The 13,514-nt window shown below is 35.1% G+C and carries 15 protein-coding genes; 9 read left to right on the plus strand and 6 right to left on the minus strand.

Annotation, left to right across the window (positions count from 1 at the left end; all coding sequences use genetic code 11):
• Positions 1 to 3: 3 nt before the first annotated feature.
• From trpD to LU301_RS08540, 3 genes are all read right to left on the minus strand, one after another.
• Positions 4 to 1,056: an anthranilate phosphoribosyltransferase gene (trpD, locus tag LU301_RS08530; protein ID WP_305269786.1), complete on the minus strand. Its 1,053-nt coding sequence runs from the start codon at positions 1,054 to 1,056 to the stop codon at positions 4 to 6.
• A 113-nt stretch (positions 1,057 to 1,169) separates the two neighbouring features.
• Positions 1,170 to 1,754, minus strand: a complete 585-nt coding sequence (locus tag LU301_RS08535) for an anthranilate synthase component II (RefSeq protein ID WP_305269788.1) — start codon at positions 1,752 to 1,754, stop codon at positions 1,170 to 1,172.
• Positions 1,755 to 2,149: 395 nt separating this feature from the next.
• Positions 2,150 to 3,019 carry an ATP-binding protein gene (locus tag LU301_RS08540; protein WP_305269789.1) on the minus strand — a complete coding sequence of 290 codons (870 nt, stop codon included), beginning with the start codon at positions 3,017 to 3,019 and terminating at the stop codon, positions 2,150 to 2,152.
• Between the two features lie 288 nt (positions 3,020 to 3,307).
• Here LU301_RS08540 and queE point away from each other — a divergent pair, with 288 nt between their 5' ends.
• The 4 genes from queE to LU301_RS08560 all read left to right on the plus strand — a co-directional run bounded on the left by queE (position 3,308) and on the right by LU301_RS08560 (position 5,795).
• Entirely contained in the window at positions 3,308 to 4,018 is a 711-nt protein-coding gene (gene queE, locus LU301_RS08545) for a 7-carboxy-7-deazaguanine synthase QueE (protein WP_305269791.1), read from the plus strand.
• A gap of 21 nt (positions 4,019 to 4,039) precedes the next feature.
• Complete coding sequence (gene queC, locus LU301_RS08550) at positions 4,040 to 4,705, plus strand: 7-cyano-7-deazaguanine synthase QueC (protein ID WP_305269793.1); 666 nt, start codon at positions 4,040 to 4,042, stop codon at positions 4,703 to 4,705.
• A 27-nt stretch (positions 4,706 to 4,732) separates the two neighbouring features.
• Positions 4,733 to 5,110 carry a hypothetical protein gene (locus LU301_RS08555; protein WP_305269795.1) on the plus strand — a complete coding sequence of 126 codons (378 nt, stop codon included), beginning with the start codon at positions 4,733 to 4,735 and terminating at the stop codon, positions 5,108 to 5,110.
• Between the two features lie 205 nt (positions 5,111 to 5,315).
• The gene (locus tag LU301_RS08560; protein ID WP_305269797.1) at positions 5,316 to 5,795 is read left to right on the plus strand and encodes a peroxiredoxin; all 480 of its coding nucleotides are present in this window, start codon (positions 5,316 to 5,318) and stop codon (positions 5,793 to 5,795) included.
• A 201-nt stretch (positions 5,796 to 5,996) separates the two neighbouring features.
• On the opposite strand, the gene LU301_RS08565 is transcribed toward LU301_RS08560, so the two are convergent.
• Positions 5,997 to 6,860 (minus strand): DUF2797 domain-containing protein, encoded by an 864-nt coding sequence (locus LU301_RS08565; protein ID WP_305269799.1) that lies wholly within the window; start codon positions 6,858 to 6,860, stop codon positions 5,997 to 5,999.
• A gap of 136 nt (positions 6,861 to 6,996) precedes the next feature.
• Here LU301_RS08565 and LU301_RS08570 point away from each other — a divergent pair, with 136 nt between their 5' ends.
• Entirely contained in the window at positions 6,997 to 7,614 is a 618-nt protein-coding gene (locus tag LU301_RS08570) for a YidB family protein (protein WP_305269801.1), read from the plus strand.
• Here LU301_RS08570 and LU301_RS08575 read toward each other — a convergent pair.
• A complete protein-coding gene (locus LU301_RS08575; RefSeq protein ID WP_305269803.1) occupies positions 7,604 to 9,127 on the minus strand; it encodes a cryptochrome/photolyase family protein in 1,524 nt (507 codons plus the stop codon). The genes LU301_RS08570 and LU301_RS08575 overlap by 11 nt on opposite strands.
• Positions 9,128 to 9,256: 129 nt before the next feature.
• Here LU301_RS08575 and LU301_RS08580 point away from each other — a divergent pair, with 129 nt between their 5' ends.
• Genes LU301_RS08580 through LU301_RS08590 form a run of 3 tightly spaced genes read left to right on the plus strand, consistent with a single transcriptional unit; the run spans position 9,257 to position 11,568 of the window.
• On the plus strand, positions 9,257 to 10,348 hold the full coding sequence (locus LU301_RS08580; protein ID WP_305269805.1) for a tetratricopeptide repeat protein: 1,092 nt from the start codon (positions 9,257 to 9,259) through the stop codon (positions 10,346 to 10,348).
• Positions 10,349 to 10,354: 6 nt separating this feature from the next.
• Positions 10,355 to 10,942 carry an IMPACT family protein gene (locus LU301_RS08585; RefSeq protein ID WP_305269807.1) on the plus strand — a complete coding sequence of 196 codons (588 nt, stop codon included), beginning with the start codon at positions 10,355 to 10,357 and terminating at the stop codon, positions 10,940 to 10,942.
• An 11-nt stretch (positions 10,943 to 10,953) separates the two neighbouring features.
• A complete protein-coding gene (locus tag LU301_RS08590) occupies positions 10,954 to 11,568 on the plus strand; it encodes an acyltransferase (RefSeq protein ID WP_305269809.1) in 615 nt (204 codons plus the stop codon).
• An 18-nt stretch (positions 11,569 to 11,586) separates the two neighbouring features.
• Here the strand turns inward: LU301_RS08590 and LU301_RS08595 are convergent, their stop codons facing one another.
• Positions 11,587 to 12,423 (minus strand): helix-turn-helix transcriptional regulator, encoded by an 837-nt coding sequence (locus LU301_RS08595; RefSeq protein WP_305269811.1) that lies wholly within the window; start codon positions 12,421 to 12,423, stop codon positions 11,587 to 11,589.
• Between the two features lie 190 nt (positions 12,424 to 12,613).
• Between LU301_RS08595 and LU301_RS08600 the strand changes: the two genes are divergently transcribed.
• A complete protein-coding gene (locus LU301_RS08600; protein WP_305269813.1) occupies positions 12,614 to 13,456 on the plus strand; it encodes a cysteine hydrolase family protein in 843 nt (280 codons plus the stop codon).
• Positions 13,457 to 13,514: the final 58 nt, after the last annotated feature.

The following is a 13,514-nucleotide window of genomic DNA, read 5'->3' on the forward strand; positions in this document are numbered from 1 at the left end:
GGCTTATCCTTGTTGTTCATACTGTTTAATCGTTTTACAATATTCCCCAAAAACACTTAATTTTTCAATGGCTTGTCCACCATATAAAATATCTTGTGCTAATGCCACGCCTTGTGCATAATCTTTACACAATCCAGAAACATATAAACCTGCCCCAGCATTGAGTGCAATCATATCACTGGCTTTTTCGTCCAATTCGGTTTTCTTTTTCGATAAGGCATTTTTAATCAAGTCAAAACTTTCATCGGCATTGGCAACCGATAAACCTTGTAAACTTTGCGATTGAATGCCAACATCTTCAGGTTTAATCGTCCATTCGTGAATATGACCATCTTTTAATTCAGCCACATAAGTGGTTGATGCTAAACTAATTTCATCTAAACCATCTTGTGAATGCACCACCATCACGTGTTCTGCACCGAGATTTTTTAACACTTCTGCCAACGGACGACACAATGCCTGATTAAACACACCAATCACTAAACGTTTGACATTGGCAGGATTGGTCAAAGGTCCTAACAAATTAAAAAATGAACGTAATCCGAGTTCACGGCGTGCATTTATTGCGTGTTTCATGGCGGGGTGATGATTTGGTGCAAACAAGAAACAAATACCCATTTCACGTAAACTACGTTCAGTCTGTGCCAAATTTAAATCTAAACGAATATCAGCTTTTTCCAGTAAATCAGATGACCCCGATTTACTCGATACCCCACGATTGCCATGTTTTGCGACATTCGCTCCTGCCGCTGCTATGACAAAAGTTGATGCGGTCGATACATTAAATAAATGTTGTCCATCGCCACCTGTACCAACAATATCCACCAAATATGGCACATCATCGACCTGAATTTTTGCAGAAAATTCACGCATAATACGAGCAGCTGCGGTAATTTCATCGATACTTTCGCCTTTCATTCGTAAACCCATCATCAAAGCACCAATTTGAGCATCGGTGAGTTCACCTTGCATTAAGGCACGCATGATGTGTTCCATTTCGCTTTGGGTCAAGTCGATATTTTGCACAATATTATTTAATGCCTGTTGAATATTCATATTATTTATCTCTTTAATATCAAAATATTAATGTTAGCTCATTCTTAATGTACGGGCGAAAAATTTTTCGCACCTACATCCAATCAATCAGTGATTACAAATTAAACATCATATTAGGCATAAATGTCTAAAAAGTTTTTAAACACTGCATGACCGTGTTGGCTTAATATCGATTCTGGGTGAAATTGTACACCTTCAATGGCAAATTCACGATGACGAACGCCCATAATCTCTTCAACCGATCCATCTGCTTCCTGCGTCCAACAAGTCATTTCCAAACAATCTGGCAAACTTTCCTGCTCGATGACTAAGGAATGATAACGTGTCGCATCAAACGGCGATGGTAAGTTAGAAAAAATCCCCACATCTTTATGATACATGGCAGATAAACGACCATGCATCACGGTTTTTGCACGAATAATTTTACCACCAAATGCCTGTCCAATCGCTTGATGTCCCAAACACACACCCAAAATTGGAATCTTTCCTGCAAAATGCTGAATCGCTGGTACAGAAATGCCTGCTTCAGTTGGCGAACACGGGCCCGGACCAATCACCAAATATTTTGGTTGCCAACGCTCAATATCTTCTAAAGTCAGTTCATCATTACGCACTACTTTGACCTCTTGTTGCAATTCGCCAAAATATTGTACGATGTTATAAGTAAACGAGTCGTAATTATCTATCATTAAAAGCATAAGCGTTGTAACCTTTTGAATAAATTAGCTATTGTAAGATGTTAAATAAATTGTTACTCACAGATAATAAGCAACACAAAAGGAGAGTGTGCTGTGATGGCTAACAATACAATCCTATCATCAAATCGTTAATAATGCAAAATATATTCGCTAGCCATAACGTCATATTTACCAACATCATGAGAAATACCCACTACGGACAGGTAAAATGTTTATTTGCTGTTTCTACTTTAAGATAATTTCACAAACAATATTTCTAAAGACCAAGTAAAAAAGCGATTCATCCCATCATTTTCTATCTTTCATCATCAAAAAGCGGTTATATGATTTTAGCACAACCGCTTTTTATTTCGTTCATTAGATTAAATGTAAATAACTCTTGCTTACACTTGATATTATAATTTTTTCAATCCCTGTTGCCCTATCCAGTGTTTAGCAAATTGATAAGCTGAACGCCCAGAACGTTGCCCACGACTTTGGCACCAACGCAAACTTTCCGCACGAGCATCATCATCAAGAGTAATATTTGCCTGATTTAAATAATGCTCTACAATTTCCAAATATAAATCCTGCCCCATAGGATAAAATGACAACCACAAACCAAATCGATCAGAAAGTGAAATTTTCTCTTCTATCGCTTCTTGTGGGTGCAATTCATCATATTGTGGTACATCAACCACACGAGCTGGCGTATTTTCATGCATAAATTCTGGCAATAAATGACGGCGATTCGATGTCGCATAAATAATAAAATTGTCATGCCCTGATTGTAAGGAACCATCTAGCACACTTTTTAAACTGCGATATTGTTCATTTTCGGCATTAAATGCTAAATCATCACAATAGATAATAAACTTTTCAGGACGATGACGGATTAATTGCTGAATTTCTGCTAAATCAACCAAATCATCACGCTCAATTTCAATCAAACGCAAACCTTGATGTTGATATTCATTGAGTAAAGCTCGTACAATTGATGATTTACCCGTACCACGAGAACCAGTTAATAAAACATCATTAGCAGGTAAGCCGTGTAAAAATTGTAAGGTATTTTGCACAATTTTTTGTTTTTGCGTTTCTACACCCAAAATATCAGCAAGGTGAATATTTTTTAGCTGATAAATCGGCTGTAATTGACGATTTTTCCACTTAAATGCTGGAGCAGAAAAATCTATTTCTTGTGTTAATGGTGGCAATGTTTTTGACCACTGTTGCAATGCCTGTAATAATTGCTGTTGTAATTGTTCAGATAATTGGAAGTTCATCGAATATACCACCTTAATCGAAGATTTTTACACTCTAAAATCTCATCAAAATTTTAGTCCGTCTTAGACATCTTATCATCTTGTATAAAAAGATTCAGCTACTTTCTTATAAAAAATAATCTAAAATAACATGACTGACGAAATTCAATCACTTTAGCATAAAATTGCACACAAAAATCTTGCTTGAGTAAAAGCACAGAATATTATCAAATCAGTTACATACAAAACATTTAATTTTCCTGAAAAAAAGCGTAAAATAGCCGACTATTTCAAATATTATATTATCAAATGTCCAGTTTACGTTCCAGTCATATTCCAGTAACCGACCCAAGTGCAGGTTTACGCATTACTGAAATTTTTTACTCTTTACAAGGCGAAGCCAATACTGCTGGCTTACCAACTGTTTTTATTCGTTTGACAGGTTGCCCTTTGCGTTGTATCTATTGCGATACAACTTACTCATTTGAAGGTGGGCAACGTCAGTCTTTAGCAGATATTATCACAACTACACAACAATTTGGCACGCCTTATGTCTGTGTTACAGGTGGAGAGCCTTTAGCCCAACCAAATTGTATTCCACTACTTCAACAATTATGTGATTTAGGCTTTCAAGTATCTTTAGAAACCAGTGGTGCATTGGACATATCGGCCGTTGATAAACGAGTGTCCAAGGTGATGGATTTAAAAACCCCATCATCAGGAGAAGAAAAACGTAATTTAATGAAAAATTTAGATTATTTAACCACACATGACCAAATTAAATTCGTCATTTCTCATCATGAAGATTATGAATGGGCAAAACAACAAGTTGCACAATATCAACTAGATACATTAGTGAATTGTGTGTGGTTTTCTCCTGCTTTTGCCATTGAAAAAGGTGCTGTAAAATTACCCGATTTAGCACGAGATTTGGCACAATGGATTTTAGATGATAAATTGCCTGTACGTTTTCAATTACAACTACATAAACTATTGTGGCATGATGAAACTGGGCGTTAATGTTAATTTTGGATAATGACCATGAAAAAAGCAATTATTTTACTCTCTGGCGGTTTAGATTCAGCAACTTGTTTGGCATGGGCTAAATCACGTTATGAATGTATTGCCCTAAGTTTTATGTATGGACAACGTTCAACAACAGAACTTAATGCTGCAAAAAAATTAGCTGAACAAGCGGGTGTACAACATCGTATTATTAATATTGATTTAGCCAATTTAGGTGGTTCTGCCCTCACAGACCATAGTTTAGCCATGCCAGAAAATGCAGAAAGTCAAGGTATTCCCATCACTTACGTCCCTGCTCGTAATACTATTTTTCTTTCTTATGCTTTGGCAGTGGCTGAAGTCTTTGAAGCGGAAGCTATTGTGATTGGTGTGAATGCTGTCGATTACTCGGGCTATCCTGATTGTCGTCCAGAATTTATTCATGCATTTACAGAACTTGCACGTTTAGCTACAAAAGCAGGCGTTGAGGGACATCCATTAACTATTGAAACACCATTATTACATTTATCTAAAGCAAATATCATACGCTTAGGGCTTGAACATGGTGTAAACTATAGCCAGACAGTTTCATGCTATCAAGCCGATGATGATGGTCGTGCCTGTGGTAAATGTGATAGTTGTCGTTTACGTCAGCAAGGCTTTATTGATGCTGGTGTAGCTGACCCAACTCGCTATTTTTAATTCTTTGTTTTATATAGGAATATTCTGATGAATTTATTATCTAAAATTGCATTATCTACAACTGTATTAGTTTCCGCTATTACTACTCCTGTTGCTATGGCAAACCCATATCAAAGTACGAATATCAAGGCTGCTTTATTACAAGATTGTACAACAAGCATGACTAAAGGTGGCAAATTAAGTGCTGCTGATGCAAAAAAATTATGTAATTGCCAAGTTGAAGCTCAAGGTAAAATGACTGTGGCACAGCAATGGGAAATTCAAAGTGCGATAAATGCCAAAAAATCACCTGAAAGTTTAGCTTTTGTTCAACAACAAAATAAAAACTTATTAGCGTGCTATGGTACTGATTTAACAGCGAAATTGCAAAAATTAGCACAACAGCAACAACAAAGTAAAAAATAAACTTAAATTTAATTTTTAGTTTAATTTTACGATAAAACCGTTTATACTGCATAAACGGTTTTTCTATCCTAAACAAGCTTGTAGGGGCAAATCACATTTGCTCTGTGTAAACCTTGAGTTTATTGGGCGAATATAATTCGCCCCTACGACACAATGGTTAATTTTGTAGCAATTCTTAAATTATTTGGCTATATGGAATTTTTATATGTCAAACGAGAACACCACTATTCTCTTACCCAATCAAAGTTTCCCTACTACGACTGGCGAAATTAATCTCACTCAATTAGAACAAGATTGGCTAATTCTGTATTTTTATCCTAAAGATTCTACGCCAGCTTGTACCGTACAAGCTACTGATTTTTCTAGCTTATATGCACAATTTCAACAACTGAATACGATTGTTATCGGTGTATCTCGTGATAGTGTAAAATCTCATCAAAATTTTACTTGTAAATATGAGCTTACTTTACCATTAATTAGTGATAGTGATGAAACTTTATGCCGTCATTTTGATGTAATTAAACAAAAAAATATGTATGGTAAACAAGTGCTCGGTATTGAGCGTTCAACCTTTATTTTTTACCGTGGTGAATTAAAACAAGCCTATCGTAAAGTCAAAGCCAAAGAACACGCACAGCAAGTATTACAAGATTTAAAAGCATTGCAAAACTTAGTCTCTGAATAATATTGATAAAAATAGCGTGTGTAAATTATAGTCGATTTATATCAGAATAATACAATACATATAGGGGGGGTATTACATAAACCCTTTGTAAAATCAATTGCTTGGGCGAATATAATTCGCCCCTACTGTTCAATTTTGAATTGAATTGACTATAGTTAAAATTTACTCACGCTATTTTATTGTCATTTGAATAAAAGCAAATTAATAATCCAAAATCAACTCATATCCCGTATATTTACGCAAATTAATCACACCTGTATCTAAAATCAGATATTGTCCTTTAATCCCATGTAATACGCCAGAAATTTCAGGCGTTTTATCTAAATTATGCGATTTCACTTTGGCTGGATATTGTAAAATCGGATAGTTAAACAATTGTACATCTTGATTTAAAATTTCAATGTGTTCATTAAACTCAATTTTTTCGCTATATTCAGCTTTAATTTTTTGTATCTGTTCACTAAACTGTTGCAATACCGTTTCTTTAAGTTCAATTAAATCTAACATTTCAGCATCAGATTTTAATAAACGTTGCCAGTTGGTTTTATCCGCCAATTCTGTTGCAAATAAACTTTCCAACTGTCCAGATAATCGGCGAGACCCTACACTTAAAATCGGTAAGGCTTGCATCGCCCCTTGATCAAGCCATCGACTTGGTTGATTTTTAATACGAGTGATACCTACTTTTAAACCACTTGAATTGGCTAAATAAACAATATGTGGTTGGAAACAAATGTCATGAGCAAATTGTGTATCTCGGCACGTCCCTTCATCATAATGACACGTTTCAGGTTTCATAATACACAAATCACATTCCGCACTTTGTTGAAAACAGCGATAACAATAGCCTTGCGAAAACGATTTTTTTGTTTTTGACCCACAACCTACACAATAAATATTACCTGTCCATTGAATATTTAAGGTTTGCCCAAGTTGAATTTGTTGCTCAACTGCTTGATTATTTAATACAAAATGATACTGTACATTAGCTGGCTTATTCGCACCGTGTGGATTATCTTGCGTTAAGCTGGCTTGCATTTTTTGGCATACGCCTTGATAGTGCATAATATAAACTCTATTTTAATGATTAGTGCGTATTGTACCTGATTTTCATCCGATATTAAAATTAATACAAATGATTGCATTTATCGGCTTTTAAATCAGTTAAAATAAACACATCTTTTAATATAGGTAATATATGATGACCAATTTAGTCGATTTAGTCGGTGCAATCGCCAAACAAGCGATGAACAATCAAAATAACCAACAACAACCACAACAAAATCAATCTGGTTTAGATAGTATTTTGGGTTCAGTTTTAGGTAATGTATTAGGCGGTGGACAGTCACAGCAAGCACAACCTAAATCAGGCTTAGATGGTATTTTAGGCTCAGTTTTAAGCAACGTTTTAGGCAGTAATCAGCAAAATTCTACTGGCTCAAGTAATATGAAAACTGCAATTTTAATGGCAGTTATCCCCTTGATTTTAAATTGGATTCAACAGCAAGGTGGTTTGCAAGCGGCTTTAGATAAATTGCGTGGCACAGGTATGTCTAACCAAGTGAATAATTGGGTCGATCCAAATGCCAATAATGATGCAGCTCCAATTAATGAAGTACAAGCATTATTTAATGACAATGATATTTGCCAAGTTGCTGACCAAGCCCAATGCTCTAAACAAGATGTTTATGGTGCGATTTCAAGTGTATTACCACAAGTGATTAACGCTTTAACACCACAAGGTAATCAAACGAATACCAATGAAGCCAATAATGATATTCAAAATGTAATGAATATGCTTTCTAAATTTATGAAATAATCATTTTTGCTTGCTCATTAGCTTGCTTAAATACATCAATCGCCTTTGCTCGACTAGTTTTTAAATCAACTATCGGCAAGGGATAATTGATATGTGGGTTGGCTGTCAAATAGACAGTCAATTTTTTTTCATCATGTAAAATATGTGCTGGAATATCGACCAACTCTGGCACCCATGTTTTGATAAAAATTGCATCAACATCATGCGTTTTTGCCTGACTAAAAGGATTCATAATGCGAAAATAAGGCACTGCATCCGTTCCTACTGATGCCGACCATTGCCAACCGCCATTATTAGAGGCAAAATCACCATCAATCAACTGTTGCATAAAATATCGCTCACCCCATCGCCAATCAATCAACAAATTTTTAGTCAAAAACATCGCCACAATCATACGCACACGATTATGTAAGAATCCTGTTTGTTTCAGACATCGCATTCCAGCATCAACAATCGGTACACCTGTTTGCCCATCGCACCAACGTTGAAAATCTTGCTCATTATATCGCCAATCAATCTGTTTATCGACCGCTTTTTGAAAGGCATGATGACGAATCATATCTGGACGTGCCACTAAAATATGTCGATAAAAATCTCGCCAACATAATTCATTTAGCCATTTAAACATAGCTTCATGTCCATATGACTGTTGCTGAATAGCTGTCATGACCATTTGATAGCACACTCTTGGACTAATAGCCCCAATTGCCAAATACGGTGATAATTGACTAGTTCCTTGTACAATACTTGGAATATCTCGTTGAATAATATAATGATGGATATGATGGTCAATAAAATTACTCAAATGTTGTAAGGCATATTGCTCACCTGCTTGGTGCAAAAATGGGCTATCAATGTGGGATTGTGGCGATTGTTGAGCATAATCATTGATAGTTTTTTCTACAGCATTTTTTATGCGTTCAATTTGAGCATTTATCTCATCACATCGATTATGTCTATTTTTAGGTAATTTTTTGATGATAAAATAACCTTTTTGTAAAATATCCAACCATTTTTTATAAAAAGGTGTAAATACACAATAATCATCACCATCATCTTTTAATACCGTACGTGGTGCTAAAATACATTGGTCATGATAGGCAAAACAAGAAATATTCAATGATTTTAACTGCTGATAAACATCATCATCACGGTGGATTTCTCGCTCCTCATATTCATAATTAAAATAAATCTGTTGAATATGATGTTCTAAACAATATTGCTTTAAGATATCAGCCACATTATTATAAGATGGTACAATTTTGATATCAAAATAAATTTGATGTTGAGCTAATTTTTCAGCCAATGGCAATAATGTGTTAAGCATAAATTTAAGCTGTATCAATGACATATCATGCTGTAACCACGTTTGTGGTGTCGCAATAAATAAAGCGGAAACTTGAGCATTCTTCTGCTGTGCCTGTTCAATACATTGTAATAATGCTGTATTATCTAATGTGCGTAAATCACGGCGAAACCACATTAAATAATGGGGTTGAGTATTATTTGGCATCAAATCAACCATTTAAAATCATTGTAATTCATTGATTTATGTTAAATTATTTGAAATAATAATGCAACTTATCATCACTATATCATATATCATCATGTTTTATACAAAAATGATTAAAAAGGTAATAAAATGAATGAATTAGAATATTTATTACAGTTAAAACAACAAAACCCAACCGATGATAAAATCTTATCGCAGTTGGCTTTTTATTATCTAAAAAATCCTGATGGGAATAAAGAGTTAGAATATTTTAAACAGGCGTATGAACTCAATCCAAGTATTAAAAATACCCATAATTATGCCTTTTGGTTGTATTATGAATATGGGCAAGATGAAGTAGCTTTAGAATTATTTCAACAATTGATGGCGAAAAATCCTAAGTCATTTTATCCTTATATGGCGTATGGGCAGTTTTTATATGGTTGTACTAATTTCTCAGAAGATTTTAAATTTCTAAAATCCAATTCTTATCAGCTTATCAAGCTATATCAAAAAGCCATTCCTTTATTTGATAATTCACCACAAGAATATCAAAATAGCCATCAGCATGAACTTGCTTATCTATATAACAACCTAGCTAATATTTACCTTGTACAACAAAATTTTACAGATGCTGATAACTATTATAATCAAGCTATTCATGTATTTTCTACAATTTCACAAGATAATCAAACCGATTTAAATCCAGATAGACTTAATGAATATCTTTATTTTACGGCTTTAAATAAAGTGAGATTAAAAATTTTGGCAGATGATATGACGACCGCCAAAATATTTTTGGCAACTGCCAAACAAAATCCACAAGCCGATAATTATGATATTGCCCATTTATATGCAATCATGGGTGATAATCAAGCTTGTTATGATATAATTAAAGGTCAAGAAATTGATTTGAGTTGGGATTGGATTTGGCAGGCGATTTATGAGATTGAGCCGAGTGATTATAATGGGCAAGTTGCCACTCAAATTCAGCGAGAAATAATATGGCTAAACGAACACAAAGCCGAATTAGCAAATTGCCAAGAATCATCTGAACAAGAAAAAATTAAAGAATGGATATTGGACGGTGAGAAAACATTGAGCGAATTAAAAAACAAACAAAAACAACAACCTATGCTACAATTGTCTATAAAAGAGCAATGTTTGGTAGATTTACGCTATTTTTCTAAATGCTGGCTGTTTGGTTGTGAACATTGCAATAATTTAGCCGATGATGAGTAAGAAATTATGCCATTTACTATTGCCCAACTGATTGAATATGAAGAAGAGATTAAAAAAAGTCGTTTTCAGACCTTCGCCGTGCCAGTTGCGAATGAACAGCAGGTAAAAGAATTTTTACAGCTTAAAAAAGATACAACAACCACACATCAATGTTGGGCGTGGAAAATTGGGCATGACGTGCGTTTTAATGATGATGGCGAACCCACAGGTACGGCAGGTCGTCCGATTTTGGCCAGTATCGAAGGCAATGATTTAACCAATGTGTTGGTGTTGGTCAATCGTTGGTTTGGCGGTGTCAAACTCGGTACAGGCGGTTTGGTGCGTGCTTATGGTGGTTGTGCTGGAAAATGTTTACAACTGGCGGAAAAAATCGAATTGATTAAAACCATTTCTGCATTTTTTCAATGTGATTTTTCTGAATGGGCGATTTTTCAATATGAATTGCAACATTATAAAGTGGAATATCAGGAGCATTATACGGAAAATGGTGTGGATATTCAATTAAATTTATTAGAAAATCAAATTGATTATTTTAAACAAAAAATCCAAGATATTACACGTGGACGTCAGCAGTTAATTATTTTAGATACATAGGAATTATCAGAATGCAAGATGATAAAACTTTATTTTATAGAGAACAACATAAGCACCGTTTAAATTATATGCCTTGGCTTTATTATTCACTGAAAGATAAACATAAACAATGGGCGTATGAATGGCAAATTCAATATCAACACTATTTAATGCAAGTTGAAACCATACATATTGGTAAAAATTGTTTTATTTCACCGTTGGCTCATATTTTTGCTGAACGTGGACGGGATATTTATATTGGTGATAATACATTTATTGCAGGCGATTGTTTTTTACATGGACCTTTAAATATTGGCAATGAAGTGGCAATTAACCATCATTGTATTTTAGATGGTGGGCGAACTGGAATTACTATTCATGACCAAGTGCGAATTGGGGCGTACAGTCATTTATATGCTTTTAATCATGGTATGGATTTACAAAGACCGATTTATCAGCAAGCGAATACATCACAAGGGATTGAAATTGAACAAGATGTTTGGTTAGGTAGTCATGTTAGTGTGCGTGATGGCGTAAAAATTGGTCGGCAAGCAATTATTGGCATGGATAGTATGGTTACAAAAAGTGTAGAAAGTCGAGCAGTGATGGTGGGTAATCCTGCTCGTTTTGTGCGATGGCGAACGTGAAAATATTAATTTTTTGGTTTAGTTAGCATATTTGTCAAGCCACTCTCTTGGCGTTTTGCCAAGTACCTTGACAAACACTCGTGTCAAAGATGCATTATGACTATAACCCACCTTTTGAGCAACCACCGCCACTGGTAAGCCTTTTTTGAGAAGCATTTGGGCAAGGCTAATCCGCCAATTAGTCAAATACTCATTGGGTGAAATCCCCATAATTTCCTTAAAATATTGGCTAAATTTTGATTTTGACATAAAAACTTGATTCGCCATCATCTCTATATGCCAATCTTTTTGGGGATTTTGATGAATATCTAATAATAGCGGTGCAAGAGCGATATCCGTTAGTCCCTTTAATAAACCTATCTTAATCAGTCCTTGTGTCAAACATTGTCTAATCACTAACATCATTACGTAAGCAGACAAAGATTGAATCATTGCCTCATAGCCACATTGTTTGTTTTGATTTTCAGCAAAAATTTGCTCAGCAATTACCATCAAATGCGGTATATCGTCCAAAAACAAAATCGCAATCTGTGCCAAATCATAAATCAAAGGATTATACACACCCTGCCCAAAGTCAAAATTTAAACAAAAAACCTGTAAATTTTCACTCATCGGCTCAATACGGTGCAAACTGTCTGTAGGTGAAAATAACACACAAGGACGGTCAATGATAATAGATGTATTATCTTTTTGTATCAGGCGACAACTTCCTTGATAAATAAAATGCAAATAGCCTTTGTTCGGCTCATCAAACTGCCCCATACTGCACAAAAGCCCCACAAAAAATAGCTCTGTGCGAAATGAAAATTGGGTAAATAGATGCGTTAAAGCATCAGTATTAGTAGATGTTGTCATTGTTTTATCGTTGTTTGATTTTGGATCAATTCTAACAAAAAAACAAATTACACGCAAACAAATAATGGGTTGGTTAAATCATGTGTGTGATTGGTTAAATTGATAATAAAAAACTTGACTATAATACGCAACAAGTTTGATAAATAATATTTTATCAATCCTATTTTTAATCAAACAAATAGGTGTTATTATGTCAGAACAAACCAACAAACAATCAGAAACTATCGATGCTTCTCACCTTAATATGTCGAGCAATGAAACAAATATCGCAATGGCTACAGGCGTGTTAGAAGCAATGGGTATTGGTAATACTGCTCCCAAACAAATAAAAAGTCCCTATGCCGAACCAGACCAATACGGACTTGAACGCCCTGGTATGAGTATTGATCCAAAACGTGTTGCTCTTGTGGTAGTCGATCCACAAAATGACTTTTTAAGCCCAAATGGTGTGATGTGGGGTGTATTAAAAGATAGTATTATTGAAAATAATACTGTTGAAAACATCGAGACCTTGTTTAAGGCAGCCAAAAAAGTAGATATGCCCGTCATTGTCTCACCACATTACTATTACCCAACTGACCATCAATGGGAGTTTATGGCACCAGGCGAAAACTTTATGCACAAAACTGATATGTTTGCTCGCAAAAGTGCGTACAGTATGAATGGCTTTGAAGGTTCTGGAGCAGACTTTGTAGAACGCTACAAACCTTATATTTTTGATGGTAAAACCACAATTTGCTCACCACACAAAATCTTTGGACCAGAGACTAGCGATGTTGTACTACAACTTAGAAAACGCAAAATTGACCAAGTAATTTTGGCAGGTATGGCAGCCAATTTATGTATTGAATCTCATCTACGAGAGCTTATAGAACAAGGTTTTGAAGTCGCTGTAGTCAAAGATGCAACTGCAGGACCTCGTATTCCAGAAGGTGATGGCTACTTGGCAGCACTGGTAAACTTCCGCCTAATCGCCAATGATTTATGGACAACCGAACAAACCATTAAAAATATGGGGGCATCTCCGCTGTAACCCTCTCCATCACAAAACCATCAATCTGCTCGGATTGGTGGTTTTTTTATTTTTGTTA

Source organism: Moraxella sp. ZY210820 (genome assembly GCF_030674635.1).
Taxonomy (GTDB): Bacteria; Pseudomonadota; Gammaproteobacteria; order Pseudomonadales; family Moraxellaceae; genus Acinetobacter.

What these genes read in the sequence shown, in the direction of transcription:
- trpD (WP_305269786.1), bottom strand. Translation starts at nt 1,056, where the DNA reads ATGAATATTCAACAGGCATTAAATAATATTGTGCAAAATATCGACTTG.
- LU301_RS08535 (WP_305269788.1), bottom strand. Translation starts at nt 1,754, where the DNA reads ATGCTTTTAATGATAGATAATTACGACTCGTTTACTTATAACATCGTA.
- LU301_RS08540 (WP_305269789.1), bottom strand. Translation starts at nt 3,019, where the DNA reads ATGAACTTCCAATTATCTGAACAATTACAACAGCAATTATTACAGGCA.
- queE (WP_305269791.1), top strand. Translation starts at nt 3,308, where the DNA reads ATGTCCAGTTTACGTTCCAGTCATATTCCAGTAACCGACCCAAGTGCA.
- queC (WP_305269793.1), top strand. Translation starts at nt 4,040, where the DNA reads ATGAAAAAAGCAATTATTTTACTCTCTGGCGGTTTAGATTCAGCAACT.
- LU301_RS08555 (WP_305269795.1), top strand. Translation starts at nt 4,733, where the DNA reads ATGAATTTATTATCTAAAATTGCATTATCTACAACTGTATTAGTTTCC.
- LU301_RS08560 (WP_305269797.1), top strand. Translation starts at nt 5,316, where the DNA reads ATGTCAAACGAGAACACCACTATTCTCTTACCCAATCAAAGTTTCCCT.
- LU301_RS08565 (WP_305269799.1), bottom strand. Translation starts at nt 6,860, where the DNA reads ATGCACTATCAAGGCGTATGCCAAAAAATGCAAGCCAGCTTAACGCAA.
- LU301_RS08570 (WP_305269801.1), top strand. Translation starts at nt 6,997, where the DNA reads ATGACCAATTTAGTCGATTTAGTCGGTGCAATCGCCAAACAAGCGATG.
- LU301_RS08575 (WP_305269803.1), bottom strand. Translation starts at nt 9,127, where the DNA reads ATGCCAAATAATACTCAACCCCATTATTTAATGTGGTTTCGCCGTGAT.
- LU301_RS08580 (WP_305269805.1), top strand. Translation starts at nt 9,257, where the DNA reads ATGAATGAATTAGAATATTTATTACAGTTAAAACAACAAAACCCAACC.
- LU301_RS08585 (WP_305269807.1), top strand. Translation starts at nt 10,355, where the DNA reads ATGCCATTTACTATTGCCCAACTGATTGAATATGAAGAAGAGATTAAA.
- LU301_RS08590 (WP_305269809.1), top strand. Translation starts at nt 10,954, where the DNA reads ATGCAAGATGATAAAACTTTATTTTATAGAGAACAACATAAGCACCGT.
- LU301_RS08595 (WP_305269811.1), bottom strand. Translation starts at nt 12,423, where the DNA reads ATGACAACATCTACTAATACTGATGCTTTAACGCATCTATTTACCCAA.
- LU301_RS08600 (WP_305269813.1), top strand. Translation starts at nt 12,614, where the DNA reads ATGTCAGAACAAACCAACAAACAATCAGAAACTATCGATGCTTCTCAC.